The organism is Rhizorhabdus sp. GW822-FHT03C02 (assembly GCF_058801765.1).
This window is the reverse complement of sequence record NZ_JBXANN010000004.1, coordinates 316794-333624: the sequence shown is the minus strand read 5'-3', so window position 1 is coordinate 333624 and position 16831 is coordinate 316794. Positions and strand designations below refer to the sequence as shown.

The following is a 16831-nucleotide window of genomic DNA, read 5'->3' as shown; positions in this document are numbered from 1 at the left end:
CAACCAGTTCAGCATGGCGGTGGAGTGATGGTGACCGCCCCGCATGACTCCCGCGCCATCCCCCGCTAACACCACCCCATGACCAACATCGCCGCCGCCGACGACATCCCCTTCCTGCTGGGCCTGCTCGCCTTCGCGGCGGTCTTCACCTTCGCGATCAGCTTCAGCCTCGGCCGGCTGGTCGTCCGCCGCAGCCGGATCGCCACGGTGCTGCTGTGCGGGCTGTTCGTGCCTCTTGTGTTCGTCGCGGGCGCCTGCATCGTCCGCTACGCCATCCCCGACCAGCCGCCGCCCAACGAGGCGAAGGGCTATGCGTTCGTCGGGCTGCTGACGATGGGCGCGCTAGCGACCCCGATCAGCCTGCTGGCGAGCTATGTCGCGACGCTGTGGCTGGCGAAGCGGCTGCGGTAGCGCAAGTCGCCGCGTTTCACCGCGCCACCTTCCGATAGCTGACTGACACCCCCGCTAGCTTTTCCTCCATAGCGAAGATCCGCGACCGCGCGTCGTAGCGAACGATCAGATGGTCCGGCGCCAGCCACCGCATATCGGCCCATGGCCCGCCCCAGGCCGCCGCCTTCGCCGCGCCATGGCCATCGTCGGCACGGAAGACATTGCCCGTGCCAGCCGGCGCTTCTCCGTGATCAACGATCGCGATCTGGGTCGACACGCCGGTGGTCGCGCCGCAATCACGCCGGAACAGCACCGCGTCATGGCGCCCGTCGGCAGACGCGGAACGCGCCATGAGCCGATTGGTGCAAACATCCGAGCAACCGCCAACCAGCAAGACGATAGCAAAAGCCGACACCCGTCTCCGCACTTCCCTCCTCCCCGTCTTGCCAGCGCAGGCTGGCATCCATGTCTCTCGCCCGCAAGTTGCCGTCGACCGGGCGCCCGACCTCACTACGCAGCATTTGCCTTACCAGACATGGACCCCAGCCTTCGCTGGGGCGACGGCTGGGGGATGGCGCGCAAAGCCTCACTCACCGATGCAGAAAGCTCCGGATCCGCCCCAGCAGCGTCCCACCCTGGTCGAGCGGCTGGCAGGCGCGCGCGGCGGGGTCGCGGTCGAGCAGCAGCAGCCCGCGCTGGACCGAGCGTTCGAGCGCCGCGCTCAAGGCGCTGTCGGTGCCGAGCAGGCTCTCGATCGCCGAGCGCGGCAGTTCGAGCACCTCGCCCGACGACAGCGCCCGGACGCTGACCGGGCGCGGATCGCCGGTCATCATGCTGATCTCGCCGATATATTCGCCGGGGCCGATCCGGCCGAAGGCGGTGCGGCGGCCGCCCTCCTCGCCGACGATCTCGAAGATTCCCGAGCGGATCACATAGAGCGACGCGCCGCGGCTGCCCTGTTCGAAGATCGCATCGCCGATGTCGAGCATATGCGGCACCAGCGTCTCGGCGAGATGCGCGATCTGGCTGGCGTCGAGCGATTCGAACAGGATCAGGTCGGCGAGCAGGCTGGCGGGCGAGGCCTCTTCGCCCGCCTGGATATTGGCGTGGCGGAACAGCCGGCGGACCTGGCGCAGCAACTGGCCGCGCGCCGTCGACAGCTCGGGCGATCGCGCGACGAAATAGGTCACGCCCAGCGTCGTCGTCCGCGCGCCGACATGGCGGATCGTCACCGACGGCGCCGGCTGGGTCAGGATCGCGGGGCAGAGCAGGATCGCCTGCTGGACCAGGCCGATCAGCGTCTCCGACCGCGCGGTCGACAGGGTCGGGATCTCGACGCTGGCGGCGCGCCGTTCGGTCGGCACGCTGCGGTTGACGATCTGGCTCTTGGCGACGATGCTATTGGGTATCGTCGCGAGATCCTCGCCGTCGGTCTGGATGCGGATCGATCGCCAGTTGATCTGGACGATCACCCCTTCGGCATGGTCGCCGATCGTCACCCGGTCGCCGACATGGAAGGGCTGTTCGAGCCCGACCGCGATCCCCGAAAACACGTCGCCCAGCGTGTTCTGCAGCGCGAGGCCGAGCACGATCGCGATCACCCCCGATGTCGCGAGCAGCCCCCTGATCGGCAGGTCGAGCACCGAGTTGAGGATGATCAGCCCCGCGGTCAGATAGATCGCGCCCGCCGCCAGATCCGAAAACAGCCGCGCCTGGCGCGACCGCGCGTCGCGCCCCATCAGCAGCACGGTGACGGTCGCCACCAGCCGCGCCCCGACCAGCCACCACACCACCGCCAGCGCGCGCAGCCAGCCGCCGTCGATGCCGAGGACGGCCTCCTCTTCCATCGGCAATGGCGTCGTGCCGCGCAGCATCAGATAGCCGCCGATCGCAACCAGCAGCAGGATCTCGCAGATCAGCTTCGTCCTGATCGACCGTGACCGGACGACGAAGATCCCGACCAGCGTCAGCGCCAGCAGCGCGGCGGAGAAATAGGCAAGACCCATCGATATGTTCCGCGCATCGTTGCGCGCCACCGGTTGGCGCACCGGGGCGTTGTCGGCCAATGTAAGCGATAAGACCAGTGCCCTCTCGGGTCGGGAAGGCTGCTCGATTGGGTATTGGGCAACCCTCGTCGAACTAGCGGCGGCGAGCGACCCTAGTTGGTCGTTCCCATGACAGATCGGCCTACCCGAAGGCAGCCATCCGTTCGACCTATGGGCATATTTGGGCAACCGCTTCCGCAACGGACCAACGATGCCAAACGCCATCGTCAATGAGGTGCAGAGTGTCTCCGCGACCGGACAGAAGCTGTGGCTGATCCCAGACGGGAGCCCACTCATTCATTGGAGTAGGCAATCGACGTAGCGGCAGCGACCATTGAACAAGCTGCTTCGCGGCTTGACCTTGCCCCTCTCCATCAAGCGAAACCAACACCAGGCGGTTTGCCTCCTCACCGTAGCCACCAGCGATGAGGGCGTGTGGGGCATCAACTGCCAGCGCTTTCGGTCCGGCCAGGTCGCTCGTCCACCAGCGCACGGATCGTCCCGGTGAGACGTGGAGCAGCGGGAAGTCCGTGTATGGGCACGCCCACGCGCTTTCCGAGGCAGGCGCGAGCGCATAGCAGTCCGAAATCCTTCCTGCCTCCGGTATCGGCGGGAGCGGAATGAGCTTGCCGGTCTCGTCGAAGCAGCCAATGCCCCGATCTGATGGTGGTCGCTCTTCGCCAGGTAAGCACCAGCCTTCGTTGCCGGAACCACCTATGCCTTCATCGAACCAGCCGACCCAAATCCTTCCCATGCTATCGATCCCGACATGCTCAATCGCGTCGCCGAGCATGAAGCGATCGAGCAGCGAGCCGTCAGGCGCAAGAAGACGTGCGTTGGGCGTACCGTCTGTCCGGGAACCAACGATCAGCCAGCGACCGTCCGCGAAGCGTTCTACCAGCGGGTGCGGCGTCTCCAGCGGAACACGTACCTCCTCCCGCCAGCCGACACCGTCCCAAGACATCAGTAAGGCAGTACCCGCTTCCGTCAGTTCGCGCAGGCGGCTGGGAGGATCCAGCCGCTCCTGCATGGCAAAGATTCGCGCCCACTCGCCAGCAAGATCGACATCGGTCGCAATGACGGCAAGCGCGCCGTTGCCGATTACGGAATATCGGAGCGGCTGCCAGCCAGGTGGCAGTTCGCTCAGGCGGGTCTCAGATGACCACCAAGGGTCACCTAGGCGTACGTCAGACAGGGTCATAGGGCTTTGTCTGCTATCGCGGCCTTTGGCTCAAGAGCGGCCATTCTGCGCACCTCCCGCTGGGGACATCTAGTCCGTGCATGCCTATGCTCGCCGCACCCTGCAGACTCGGCCCGCCAACCACCGCGCGCCTCCGATTCAAGCCGCGCCCCCCTCCACACCGCCCCCGGCGATAACCACCCGGTCGCGCCCCAGCCACTTCGCCTCGCAGAGCGCGTCGTCGGCGCGACACAACAGGCCGGAGCTACCCGCGGCTTCGCTAAAAGTGCACTGTCACCGAATTGGTTGCCCACCGAATTGGTTGCCCACCGAATTGGTTGCCAACTCAGACCGCCGCCCCCACCTCGCCGCCGACTATGACCACCCGGTCGCGGCCCAGCCGCTTGGCCTCGTAGAGCGCATTGTCGGCGCGGCGCAGCAGGCCTGCGGTGCCGCGCTCGCCGGGGAGCAGGCAGGCGATGCCGAACGACATCGTCACCTGCCCGAGCGGCTTGCCGTCATGGACGACCTGTAGCGCGCGGATCGCGTCGCCCAGCCGTTCGGCGCGGCGGGCGAGCTGGCCGGTCTCGGCGCCGGGGCCGACCAGCACGAATTCCTCGCCGCCGAAGCGGCAGGCGACGTCGCCGTCGCGGACATGGGCCTGGATCAGCGCGGCGACCTCGCGCAGCAGCACGTCGCCGGCGTCATGGCCGAAACTGTCGTTGAACCGCTTGAAATGGTCGACGTCGCACATCACCACGCCGAGCCGGCCGTCACCGCGCCGCGCACGCGCCGCCTCGATCCCGAGCGTCTCCTCGAGATAGCGGCGGTTGAACAAATTGGTCAGCGGATCGCGGATCGACTGTTCGCGCAGCCCCTTCTGCAGCCGGTGGTTGACCAGTGCCGACGCAATATTCTCGGTCAGCACGGTCAGCCGGAAGCGCGCCTCGGCGCTGACCGCGCCCTGGAGATAGAGCAGCCCGATCACCTCGCCGCCGGCGAGCACCGGCTGGCACTGATAGGTCTCGACCGTTTCGCCGACATGGTGGCAGCAGACATCGGCGCCGCGCTGTTCGACGCTGTGGCTCTGGCCGCGGCGCAGCGCCCAGCATTCGCTCGGGGTGAAGCCCGCCGGCAGATCGTCGACCCCGCCCCAGCCCACCAGCCGCACCAGATGGCTGCGGCCGTCGTCATGGACATAGAGCGCGCCCGGGGTCTCGAGCACCTGCGGCAGGAAACAGCTGATCACCTCGGCCAGTTCGTCGTCGGTGCGCGCCGCCTGCATGCGGTGCGCCATCCCGCCGAGCCGCTCGATCGCGTCGCCGCGCGCCTGCAGCGCCTCGCCCTGCGCGCGCAGCGCCTGGTTCGCGCCCTGCAGTTCGTCCTCACTCGACCTCTGTCCGGCGAGCGCCGCCGCCAGCCGGTCGGCCATGCCGTTATAAGCGCGGGCGAGATCGTCGAACTCGCGCGTGCCGGCATCGACCGCGGCGCGCGCCGACAGGTCGCCGTCGCCGAACGCGGTCATCGAGGCGAGCACCGCCGCCAGCGGCCGCCGCACCGCCGACACCAGCAGCGCGAGGAAACCGATCATCACCAGCGCGATCGCCGGCACCCCGAAGAAGACGAGCTGGTGGTTCCACGCCGCCTGGTCCTCGGCATTTTCGGAGCGGACCCGCAGCAGGCTGCCCTCGGCCGACTTCATCTCGTCGGCGCGGCGGGCGACCTCCTCCATCAGCGAGCGGCCGCGGCCGCTGGCGACATAGGCGATCGCCGCCTCGAAATCCTGCTTCTTCGCCAGCGCCAGCGGGATGCGCAGCGCGTCGACCTTGTCCTGGACATCGTCCTTCAACCGGCGCGCCCGCTTGCTCTGGTCGGGATTGTCGGCGACGAGCTGGACGAGATCGTTCGACCGCTCGATCGCGCTGTCGATCCGCTCGTTGAAACTGTCGACATAAGCGGGCGAGCGGGTGAGCAGGAAACCGCGCTGGCCCGATTCCGCCTCGCGAATGTCGCCGAGCAGCTCATCGACGGTGCGGATCACCTCCTCGGTATGGCCGATCCAGACGAAGGCGCTGCTGGTGCGCTCGGTCGCCATGAACACCATCATCACCAGCGCCGCGACCGCGCCGGCGACGATCAGCCCGATCCCGTAGATCCGCAGCGACAGCGAATTCAACACCACGCACCTCCCAACCCGGCCCGCCTCCACGGACCACGAGTGGACGCAGGGGATAGCGGCGAGGTGTTGACGAGCCGTTAACCCTTTTGTTGCCCCCCCCCGTCGCCCCGGCGGAGGCCGGGGCCGCTCAAGGTAGAAACGCATAGTGTGACGCAAGGAACGACGTTGATGAGCCTATCGAAGCAACTGGCACTATTGGAACGCGCTCAGGGCAGGAGCCTTGCGCGGCCCCGGCCTCCGCCGGGGCGACGGTGAGGGGCAGCCAACTCTCCTGCTGACAGCGCCGCAAGCACCGCTTACCGTGTCGCCCAGATAATACAGGGAATCCTTATGAAAAGCGTCGCGACGGTCCTGGCCGCCATCCTCCTCATCGCGCCCGCCACCGCCCAGACGGCACCCGCACCGGCCGCTGCGCCCGTGGCGAAGAAGGACGACAAGCCCAAATGGGACGTCAACGCGCCGCCGGGGGCGACCATCCGCAAGGTGCCGATCAAGGTCGACGAGGGCAGCTGGATGGACGTCGACGTCAGCCCCGACGGGCGGACGATCGCCTTCGACCTGCTCGGCGACATCTACGTCATGCCGATCGCCGGCGGCACCCCGACCCGGATCGCCGAGGGGCTGGCGTGGGAGGTGCAGCCGCGCTTCTCGCCCGACGGCCGCTGGATCGCCTTCACCTCGGATCGCGGCGGCGGCGACAATATCTGGATCATGCGCACCGACGGCCAGGACAAGCGCCAGGTGACCAAGGAGGATTTCCGGCTGCTCAACCAGCCGACCTGGAGCAAGGACGGCCGCTTCATCGCCGCCAAGAAGCATTTCACCACCGGCCGCTCGCTCGGCACCGGCGAGGTGTGGCTCTACCATGTCTCGGGCGGCGGCGGGGTCCAGCTGGTCAAGCGCGCCAACGAGAAGCTCCAGAAGGAGCTGGGCGAGCCGATCTACGCCGCCGACGGCAAGAGCATCTTCTACACCCGCAACGTGACGCCGGGTAATATCTTCGAATATGCCCAGAATTCGAACACCGACCTGTTCGACATCGAACGTTACGACCTGACCAGCGGCGAGGTCACCACCGCGGTGTCGGGGCTCGGCGGATCGGTGCGGCCGCAACCCTCGCCCGACGGCAAGTCGATCGCCTTCGTCCGGCGCGAGCGCGCGAAGTCGAAACTCTATGTGAAGGACCTCGTCTCGGGCGAGGAGCGCAAGATCTACGACGCGCTTGACCAGGATGTGCAGGAGACCTGGGCGGTGACCGGGCTCTATCCGAACATGGCCTGGACGCCCGACAGCAAGAGCCTGGTCTTCTGGGCCGGCGGCAAGATCCGCCGGGTCGACGCCGACGGATCGAACGCCGCGGTGATCCCGTTCCGGATCGACGACAGCCGCGACATGATCGACGGCATCCACCCCAAGGTCGATGTCGCTCCCGACCGCTTCACCACCCATATGGCGCGCTGGCCCGCGGTCTCGCCCGACGGCCGCAATGTCGTGTTCGAGACCCTCGGCAAGCTGTGGATCAAGCCGATGGCGGGCGGCGCGCCGAAGCGGCTCATCAGCGGCGCAGAAGATGGCCGCGAACTGTTCCCGAGCTGGTCGCGCGACGGCAAGACGATCGTCTTCGTCGCCTGGACCGACGCCGGACTCGGCCAGATCCGGACGGTGGCCGCCGGCGGCGGCGCCGCGCGCACCGTCACCCGCCAGCCCGGCCATTATGCCAAGCCGCGCTTCTCGCCCGATGGCAGGCTGATCGTCTTCGAACGGCGCGAGGATGGCAGCCTGGTCTCGTCGCGCTGGTCCGACAATCCCGGGGTCTACTGGATTCCCGCCGCCGGCGGCGAGGCCAAGCGGGTCGCCAAGGACATGAGCGAGCCGCAATTCGGCGCCGACGCAAGCCGCGTGTTCATGGTCGCGCGCGACGACGGCAAGCTCGCGCTGGTCAGCACCGATCTCGCCGGCGGCGCCAGGCGCACCCATGCCAAGGGCGAGCTGGTCAACGATTACAGCGTGTCACCGCGCGGTGATCTCGCCGCCTTCCGCCAGAATTACGAGGCTTTCCTGATGCCGCTGATGCCCGGCAGCCAGGGGGTCGATGTCGGCGCCGACGCCAAGAATCTGCCGGTCACCCGGGTCAGCGGCGACGGCGCCGACAATATCGGCTGGTCGAACGACGGCGCCGCGCTCCACTGGAGCCTCGGGCCGACGGTCTACACGGTGAACGCCGACACGGTCTTCGCATCCGCCCCGGCCGGCCCCGACGCCCCGAAATTCGCGGCGCCGAAGACCGGGGTGTCGCTGGCGATGGAGGTCGCCGCCGACAAGCCGGCGGGCACCGTCGCGCTGGTCGGCGCGCGGATCGTCAGCATGGCCGACGCGGCCGGCGGGATCATCGACGATGGCGTGGTGGTGATCCGCGGCGATCGCATCGTCGCGGTCGGCCAGCGCGGCGCGGTGGCGATCCCGGCGGGGGCGAAGACCGTCGACGTCGCCGGCAAGACGATCATCCCCGGGCTGGTCGACGCCCATGCCCATGGGCCGGAGGGCGAGGAGGAGCTGGTCCCCGAACAGAACTGGTCGCTGATGGTCAATCTCGCGCTCGGCACGACGACGATCCACGATCCGTCGGCGCGCGCGAGCGAGATTTTCGCCGCGTCGGAGATGCAGCGCGCCGGCAAGCTGATCGGCCCGCGCATCTTTTCGACCGGGGAGATCGTCTATGGCGCCAAGGCCCCCGACGTCTATGCCCAGATCGACAGCCTCGACGACGCGCTCGCCCATATCCGCCGGATCAAGGCCGAGGGCGGGCACAGCATCAAGAATTACAACCAGCCGCGCCGCAACCAGCGCCAGCAGGTCGTCGCCGCGACCCGGCAGGAGAATATGGAGGTCGTCGCCGAAGGCGGCTCGCTGTTCGGGATGGACATGAGCCTGATCGCCGACGGCCAGTCGACGCTCGAGCATAATGTCCCACTCGACATCTTCTACGAGGACGTGCTGAGCTTCTTCAGCCAGTCGAAGACCAACTACACGCCCACCCTGGTGGTGTCCTATGGCGGACTCGCCGGCGATCCCTATTGGCGTCAGGCGACCGACGTCTTCGCCCAGCCGCTGCTGCGCGCACATATCCCGCCGGCCAAGCTCGCTGCCGACAATGTCCGCCGGATCAAGGCGCCCGAGGAGGATTTCGTCGACGCGGCCAATGCCCGCGAGGCGCACAAGCTCGCCAAGCGCGGGGTGCTGGTGTCGATCGGCGCGCATGGCCAGCAGGCCGGCATCGGTTCGCATTGGGAGCTCTGGTCGTTCGTCCGCGGCGGCATGACCCCGATCGAGGCGCTGCGCGCGGGCACGATCGTGCCAGCCAACTCGCTCGGCATGGCGGCCGACATCGGCTCGATCGAGGTGGGCAAGCTCGCCGATCTCGTGGTGCTCGACGCCGACCCGACCGCCAATATCCGCAACAGCGAACGCGTGTCGAAGGTGATGCTCGGCGGGCGGCTCTACGACGCCGCGACGCTGAACGAGGAGGTCACCGGCACCGCCAAACGCGCGCCCTATTGGTGGGAAGGCGGCGCACCGGGGACCTCGGGCGGCGGGACGCATGGGGCGCATGTGGATTAGGATCTCCCCTCCCTGAAAGGGAGGGGTAAGGGGGTGGGTAAGCCACACAAAGGCTCGATGCCTTTGTGTGGCTGGCGAGCCGCAGGCTCGCGTTCGAGCTCACCAGCACGGAGATACCGGTGAAAAGACGAATGCTCCGATGGACTTTGTGGATCATCGCCATCGCCATCGTCGCGCCCATCATGACGGTTGCGCTTTACGCCGGCATCGACGCGTGGCGCCTGCGCGGCAAAGACAATTACGCGCTTGCCGAAATCCTGATCGAAACGACAAAAGCGCGGACTCCAAGCGATCTCCACTCCATCGCCATGACTCAATTCCCCGCCCCAACCTATTGCGGCGGGACATTTCCGAAGCTTGATGTCTGGCCAAACAAAAGCAGCAGCGTGTGGGGCGACTGGAATCCATCGAGTGCAGCTTTCATTCTGCAAATCATTTTGGATGGACATCGCGAGCGGTCGGCTGGAAGCGAAGGCCGCGACATCGCCTATATTTTCGACCACACATCGGATTTCGAGCGGCGCTTCCTGCTGGGGTGCATGACCGCGACGGTCACCGCCCCGCTTTGCGCATCGCGCGTGACCGCCTTGCTCGAACGGTCGCAAGCCCATGGCTTTTCGCCGTATCAGCAGACGCGCTTCGACCAGATCAGCGCCTGGGACGACAAGACCCTCTGCGCGTTCGTTCATGGCGCGGCGCAGATGAAGCCATCACTAGCCCAAGCAAGATAGGCTTCGAACTACAGCCGAAGCCAACGGCGGATGCCTCTGGCGCAGCTCTCGTGGATCGTTCGGGAGGCTCGCTACGCTCGCCACCCACCCCCTGCCCCTCCCTTGAAAGGGAGGGGTTAGAACGGGATCACCCCGCCATCACCCCCTCATACACCGCTCTGGGCCGGATCAGCTGCCCGCTTGCGATCTGCTCGATCGCATGCGCCGACCAGCCGACGCTGCGGCCAATCGCGAACAGGCGGAACGGGGTGTCGCGCGGGACCGGCAGCTGGCGGGTCATCACCGCCAGCGCGAAGTCGATATTGGGGAGCGCGCCGGTGCTTTCGGCGACCGCCTGCGCCAGTTCGCGCGCCCGCGTGTCGAGCTTCAGCCGCGCGAGCAGCGCCTTGGCGCGCGGATCGCCCTCGGGATAGAGCGGATGGCCGAAGCCCGGCAGCGGCCGGTCGCGTTCGAGCCAGCGGGCGATCGCGGTCTCGGTGCCGCTGCGCTCGGCATCCTCCATGAAGGCGATCGCCGCCTCCCCCGCCCCGCCATGGCGCGGGCCGGTCAGCGCGGCGAGCCCGGCGAGCAGGCTGGCGGCGATCGAGGCGCCGGTCGAGGCGGCGACCCGCACTGCGAAGGTCGAGGCGTTGAGTTCATGCTCGGCGAACAAGATCAGCGCGCAGCGGACGAGATCGGCGCCGTCGGCACCCAGATTCCAGTGCCGCGCCCAGCGATCATGGACCGCGGTCTGGCCGGGATCGGCACCGAGCGCGACCGCGATCCGGGCGATCGCCTCGGCGGCGTCGGCGTGGAGCCTGGCCGCGCTGCGCCCGATCGAGGGCCGGCTCTCGCCGACCAGCCGCGCGACCGACACGAACACGTCGTTGCTGGTGGTGCCGGCGCCGCGCGACAGGAGATGCGCGAAGCTCGGCCGCTGCTCCTGCTGCCAGAGCAGCCGGGCGACATCCTCGAGCCCCGCCGCCTCGACCAGATCGGCGATGTCGGTGCCGCGATAGACCAGCCGGCCATGGTGGACGGTCGAGATCGCGGTGGGGATCGAAGGTTCGCCCCAGGCGATCGCGCTCGCCGCGATCGCCGCCGGCCGGCGCCCGCGCGCGCGCCGTACGGTCAGCGCGGCGACGTCGTCGGCGCGGTAGAGGCTGCGGCGCGGATCGGCGGGGTCGGGCCGCATGCCGATCCGCCGCCGGCTGACATAGGCATAGAGCGTCTGCGGGCGCACCCCGAGGATGTCGAGCGCGGCCTGCCGGTCGATCCATTCAGCCATGACCGAAAAACCGCGCAAAAATCAGCATGTTGATTCACTTGATCAAGATTGATGAACGCGGCGCCCAAGAGCATCTCGCCAGCCGAAGAGTCAAGTTTTGCAGGCGAAGGAGCTGGACGATGAGCAATGGCCTCGACGATGTGGTGGCGGCGGAAACGATCCTGTCGGATGTCGACGGCGCGGGCGGGCGGCTGACGATCCGCGGCCATGCGCTTGCCGATCTCGCCGGGCGGACCCGCTATGAAGAGGTGGTGGCGTTGCTGCTCGACGGCTTCTTCGACGATCTGCCGGCCGATCTGCCGGCGGCGATCGGCGCGGCGCGCGCCGACGTCTTCGCGCGGGTCGCGGCGCTGGCGCCAGCGCTCGCCGCGCTCGACGACGTCTATGACGGGGTGCGCGCCGGGGTGGCGCTGCTGCCCGACGGCGACGGCCTCGACGACGCGCTGCGACTGATCGCGGCGCCGGCGGTGCTGCTGCCGCTGCTGCTGCGCGTGAAGGCGGGCGACGCGGCGATCGCTCCCGATCCGGCGCGCGGCCATGCCGTCGACATGCTGCGCATGCTCGGCCGCGACGGCGGCCTCGACACGCTTGCCGCCGCGCTCGACACCTATCTGGTCACCGTCTGCGACCATGGCCTCAACGCCTCGACCTTCGCGGCGCGGGTCGTCGCCTCGACCCGGGCGGGGCTGACCTCGACGGTGCTCGCCGGCCTCGGCGCGCTCAAGGGGCCGCTCCATGGCGGCGCGCCGGGGCCGGTGATCGCGATGCTCGACGCGATCGAGGATGCCATCGCATCGGGAGGTGATGCCGAGGCCTGGCTGCGGCGCGAGGTCGCGGGCGGCGCCCGACTGATGGGCTTCGGCCACCGCATCTACCGGGTCCGCGATCCGCGCGCCGACGCGCTCAAGGCCGCGGTCCGCCGGCTCGGCCGCACCGGTGGCGGCCGCCTCGCGCTCGCCGAGACGATCGAGGCCGCAGCCCTCGCGCTGCTCGCCGAGGCCAAACCCGGCCGCAGCCTCCAGACCAACGTCGAATATTACACCGCGCTGCTGCTCGAGGCGCTCGGCTTCCCCCCGCACGCCTTCACCGCGGTCTTCGCCACCGGCCGCGTCGCCGGCTGGATCGCCCACGCCCGCGAGCAGCAGGCGACCGGACGGCTGATCCGGCCGCAGTCGGTCTATGTCGGCCCGGGCGTGGGGCTGGCGGCTTAGGCGGGCCTGCACCCAACTCCCTCTCCCTCTTGGGAGAGGGAAGGGCCCCGCGCCGAAGGCGTGGGAAGGGTGAGGGCACGACGGCCTCACGTGCGGGACGCTTCGGGCTTCGCCCTCGCGCCCCCTCTCCCCTGCCCCTCTCCCACAAGGGGAGAGGGAAAAGCGCGCGATTTCGGCGAAGCATCGCACCTCCCGCCGCATTCCCCCAAACATTGCCACGCCGTCACAATCGACGCTGCGCTGCAACCCGACTGTCATCGAGCGTCCCTAGTCTCCTTCCAAAGACTCGGGGGATTGCCCAATGAACGCCACTGCCACGATGAACTCGCCCAGCACCGGGCCCACGACCGGCCCCAATCTCGATCGGGGCCTCGGCGTCGCCGGGCTGGTCGGGTTCGGCGCCGCGATCCTCGCCGCGCTGCTCTATGTCGCGTACAGCGTCTACACCGATGCCGCCGCCGCGGGCGTCGAGCCCAAGGCCTATCTGCCGTTCCTGCTGCTGTTCATCGCGCTGCTGATCGCGCTCGGTTTCGAGTTCGTGAACGGCTTCCACGACACCGCCAATGCGGTCGCGACGGTGATCTACACCAATGCGATGCCGGCCAATGTCGCGGTGGTGTGGTCGGGCTTCTTCAACTTCCTCGGCGTGCTGCTGTCGACCGGCGCGGTCGCGTTCGGGATCGTGTCGCTGCTGCCGGTCGAACTGATCCTCCAGGTCGGCTCGGAAGCCGGCTTCGCGATGGTCTTCGCGCTGCTGATCGCGGCGATCATGTGGAATCTCGCCACCTGGTGGCTGGGCATCCCCTCGTCGAGCTCGCACACGCTGATCGGATCGATCATCGGCGTCGGCGTCGCCAATGCGATGCTCCACGGCAAGAGCGGCACCTCGGGGGTCGACTGGGGCAAGGCGACCGAGATCGGCCAGGCGCTGCTGCTGTCGCCACTGATCGGCTTCGGCGTCGCCGCCCTGCTGTTTCTCGCGATGAAGCTGCTGATCAAGAACAAGGCGCTCTACAGCGAGCCCAAGGACGGCGTTCCGCCGCCCTTGTGGATCCGCGGCCTGCTGATCTTCACCTGCACCGGGGTCAGCTTCGCGCACGGATCGAATGACGGGCAGAAGGGCATGGGCCTGATCATGCTGATCCTGATCGGCACCGTGCCCACGGCCTATGCGCTCAACCGCGCGGTGCCGGTGCAATATGTGTCCGAATTCCACACCAGCTCGATCGCCGCCGGCCAGGCGCTGATCGCCGGCCCGGCCCCCGCGGTCGCCCCGGCCGATGCCCGCAAGGCGGTCACCACCTATATCGCCGACAAGAAGTTCGCCGACACCACCGTCCCCGCTTTGACCGCGCTGATCGGCGAGATCGACCAGCAGATCCAGGGCTATGGCTCGCTCGCCAAGGTGCCGGCCGCGGCGGTCGAGAATGTCCGCAACGACATGTATCTGGCGTCGGAGGCGATCAAGCGGCTCGAAAAGGACAAGGCGCTCGGCCTGCCCAAGGACAAGGTCGAGACGCTCGAAACCTACAAGAAGGCGCTCGACAAGGCGACCCGCTTCATCCCGACCTGGGTCAAGATCGCGGTCGCCTTCGCGCTCGGACTCGGCACGATGGTCGGCTGGAAGCGGATCGTCGTCACCGTCGGCGAGAAGATCGGCAAGTCGCATTTGACCTATGCGCAGGGCGCCGCCGCCGAGATCGTCGCGATGGGGACGATCGCCTCGGCCGACATGCTCGGCCTGCCGGTGTCGACCACCCATGTCCTGTCCTCGGGCGTCGCCGGCACGATGGCCGCGAACAAATCGGGGCTGCAGATGTCGACGATCCGCAACCTCGCGATCGCCTGGGTGCTGACCCTGCCGGTGTCGATCCTGCTCTCGGGCGGGCTCTATGCGGTGTTCTCGGCGATCTTCTAGAGCGATATGAAATCAGGTGAAATCACCTGATGACTCGCATATCGCGGTAAATCAAAAACTTAGAGCAGATGATCTGACGCAGTCAGATTTCATCACGCTCTAGAAAATGCGATGCCGGGCAACCCGCCCGGCACCGATCATCGCGAGATCGAAAATGGGACCGGTTCCGTGCTAGACGGAGCCGGTCCCAACTTTGTCGGGGGTCAGGATTTGCGCGGACCAGACGCCATGATGCCGCAAGCGGCACCCCCGGGGTTGATCTGGGGCTTCGACCTGTCGACCGGCGAGGCGCAGCCGATCGAGGAATGCGATGCCGGCGGCGAGGGTTTCCGCTGGTTCCATCTGTCGCTCGCGCACCAGGGCACCACCAACTGGATCACCCGCGGCCCGCTGCCGGCCGCGGTCAAGGAATTGCTGCTCGGCCCCGACACCCACCAGCGCGCGCTGGTCGAGGACGGGGTGGTCGGCTGCGTGCTCCATGATTATGAGCGCGATTTCGAAGGATCGGACACCAACCGGGTCGGCGCGCTGCGGCTCGCCTTGACTCCGACGCTGATGATCACCGCGCGGATGCACCCGATCCGGTCGGCCGACCTCGTCCGCAACCGGCTGGCGCAAGGCCAGCGCGTCGCCGGCCCTGCCGCCGCGCTCGATCTGGTCGCGGGCACGATCAGCGAGGCGCTCGCCGGGGTCGGTCGCGAGATGAGCATCGCCGTCCAGCGCGCCGAGGATGATTTCCTCGACGGCCGCAACCCGCCCAACCCGCGCGCGCTGATCGGCATCCGCCGCCGGGTCGCGCAGGTCCACCGCATGCTCGACGGCATGCGTGCGCTGTTCCGCCGGCTCGAGGAGGATGAGGACCTGCCCGAACCGCTGCTGGCGACCGTCGAGAAACTCTCGCAGCGGCTGCGCTCGCTCGACGCCGATGCGCTGAGCGTCCAGGGCCAGCTCCGGCTGCTGCGCGACGAGATCGACATGCAGGCCGACCAGCGCACCAACCAGAATCTCTATCTGCTCTCGATCGTCACCGCGCTGCTGCTGCCGGCGACGCTCGTCACCGGCCTGTTCGGGATGAACACCGGCGGCATGCCCTGGGCGCAGAGCCCGCACGGCACCTGGCTGGCGACCCTGCTCGCGATCGGCGCGGCGGCGGCGACCTATGTCCTGCTGCGGGCGATGGGGTTCATGCGGCGGTAAACGCGGCGATATCCGAAGCCGCGCACCTTCCTGTCTTCGTCATCCTGAACTTGTTTCAGGATCCACTCCTATACTCGGGAACGGCCCCTTGTCGCACGGTGGATGCTGAAACAAGTTCAGCATGACGTTGAAAATAAAGATTTTTTCTGCCTCAGTAACGCTCCGGCACGTACATTTCCTCGGGCACCGGATGCCGCTCATAATCCTCGTGGCGCACCCGCTCGGGCAGGATGACCTCGGGCTTGGGAACATCGTCATAGGGGATCTGGTCGAGCAGATGGGCGATGCAGTTGAGCCGGGCGCGCTTCTTGTCGACCGCTTCGACCACCCACCACGGCGCCTCGGGGATATGGGTGCGCGCCAGCATGACTTCCTTGGCGCGGGTATAATCCTCCCAGCGGCGACGCGACTCGACGTCCATCGGCGACAGCTTCCACTGCTTGAGCGGATCGTGGATCCGCATCTTGAAACGGAACTGCTGCTCGTCGTCGGTGATCGAGAACCAATATTTGAGCAGGATGATGCCCGAGCGCACCAGCATCCGTTCGAATTCGGGGACCGATCGGAAAAATTCCTCGACCTCATCCTCGTTGCAGAAGCCCATCACCCGCTCGACCCCGGCGCGGTTGTACCAGCTGCGGTCGAACAGCACGATCTCGCCGGCGGCGGGCAGATGCTGGGCATAACGCTGGAAATACCATTGGGTGCGCTCGCGCTCGTTCGGCGCCGGCAGCGCCGCGACCCGGCAGACCCTTGGGTTCAATCGCTGGGTGATCCGCTTGATCGCCCCGCCCTTGCCGGCGGAGTCGCGGCCTTCGAAGATCACCACGACCTTCAGCCCCTTGTGCACCACCCAGTCCTGCAGCCGGACGAGCTCGTGCTGGAGCCGGAACAGCTCGCGGAAATAGGTGCGCCGCTCGATCGCCTCGCGCTCGGGATGCTCCTCCATGTCGGCGAGCATCGTCTCGAGCCGGCTCTCGTCGATCTCCATCTCCAGCTCCTCGTCGAAGCTGTCGGCGATCTCCTGCTTGATGCGCTCCATTTCGGAGAGTGACTCGGCGTAGGACATGGAACTTCCCTCTGATGAGGCTTCCT

Annotated in this window: 12 protein-coding genes; 6 read left to right on the top strand and 6 right to left on the bottom strand. The window is 67.7% G+C overall.

Annotated features, from left to right (window positions below; all coding sequences use genetic code 11):
* Positions 1-78 precede the first annotated feature (78 nt).
* Positions 79-411, top strand: a complete 333-nt coding sequence (locus tag AC1RM6_RS13885; protein WP_493102116.1) for a hypothetical protein — start codon at positions 79-81, stop codon at positions 409-411.
* Positions 412-427: 16 nt separating this feature from the next.
* Here the strand turns inward: AC1RM6_RS13885 and AC1RM6_RS13880 are convergent, their stop codons facing one another.
* From AC1RM6_RS13880 to AC1RM6_RS13865, 4 genes are all read right to left on the bottom strand, one after another.
* A complete protein-coding gene (locus AC1RM6_RS13880; protein ID WP_493102115.1) occupies positions 428-817 on the bottom strand; it encodes a hypothetical protein in 390 nt (129 codons plus the stop codon).
* A gap of 163 nt (positions 818-980) precedes the next feature.
* Positions 981-2396 (bottom strand): mechanosensitive ion channel family protein, encoded by a 1416-nt coding sequence (locus AC1RM6_RS13875; protein WP_493102113.1) that lies wholly within the window; start codon positions 2394-2396, stop codon positions 981-983.
* Positions 2397-2604: 208 nt separating this feature from the next.
* Positions 2605-3636, bottom strand: a complete 1032-nt coding sequence (locus AC1RM6_RS13870; RefSeq protein ID WP_493102111.1) for a hypothetical protein — start codon at positions 3634-3636, stop codon at positions 2605-2607.
* Between the two features lie 325 nt (positions 3637-3961).
* A complete protein-coding gene (locus tag AC1RM6_RS13865) occupies positions 3962-5794 on the bottom strand; it encodes a diguanylate cyclase (protein WP_493102109.1) in 1833 nt (610 codons plus the stop codon).
* A 330-nt stretch (positions 5795-6124) separates the two neighbouring features.
* Here AC1RM6_RS13865 and AC1RM6_RS13860 point away from each other — a divergent pair, with 330 nt between their 5' ends.
* On the top strand, positions 6125-9412 hold the full coding sequence (locus tag AC1RM6_RS13860; protein ID WP_493102107.1) for an amidohydrolase family protein: 3288 nt from the start codon (positions 6125-6127) through the stop codon (positions 9410-9412).
* Positions 9413-9531: 119 nt separating this feature from the next.
* Positions 9532-10143, top strand: a complete 612-nt coding sequence (locus tag AC1RM6_RS13855; RefSeq protein ID WP_493102105.1) for a hypothetical protein — start codon at positions 9532-9534, stop codon at positions 10141-10143.
* Between the two features lie 127 nt (positions 10144-10270).
* Here AC1RM6_RS13855 and AC1RM6_RS13850 read toward each other — a convergent pair whose 3' ends face one another.
* Positions 10271-11410: a citrate synthase gene (locus AC1RM6_RS13850; RefSeq protein ID WP_493102103.1), complete on the bottom strand. Its 1140-nt coding sequence runs from the start codon at positions 11408-11410 to the stop codon at positions 10271-10273.
* 119 nt (positions 11411-11529) lie between these two features.
* On the opposite strand from AC1RM6_RS13850, the gene AC1RM6_RS13845 reads away from it, so the two are divergent.
* The 3 genes from AC1RM6_RS13845 to AC1RM6_RS13835 all read left to right on the top strand — a co-directional run bounded on the left by AC1RM6_RS13845 (position 11530) and on the right by AC1RM6_RS13835 (position 15736).
* On the top strand, positions 11530-12621 hold the full coding sequence (locus AC1RM6_RS13845) for a citrate synthase (protein WP_493102101.1): 1092 nt from the start codon (positions 11530-11532) through the stop codon (positions 12619-12621).
* Between the two features lie 301 nt (positions 12622-12922).
* Positions 12923-14539, top strand: coding sequence for an inorganic phosphate transporter (locus AC1RM6_RS13840; protein WP_493102099.1), 1617 nt, complete (start codon positions 12923-12925; stop codon positions 14537-14539).
* Positions 14540-14767: 228 nt separating this feature from the next.
* Entirely contained in the window at positions 14768-15736 is a 969-nt protein-coding gene (locus AC1RM6_RS13835) for a transporter (RefSeq protein WP_493102098.1), read from the top strand.
* A gap of 151 nt (positions 15737-15887) precedes the next feature.
* Here AC1RM6_RS13835 and ppk2 read toward each other — a convergent pair whose 3' ends face one another.
* Positions 15888-16805 (bottom strand): polyphosphate kinase 2, encoded by a 918-nt coding sequence (gene ppk2, locus AC1RM6_RS13830; RefSeq protein ID WP_493102096.1) that lies wholly within the window; start codon positions 16803-16805, stop codon positions 15888-15890.
* Positions 16806-16831 lie beyond the last annotated feature (26 nt).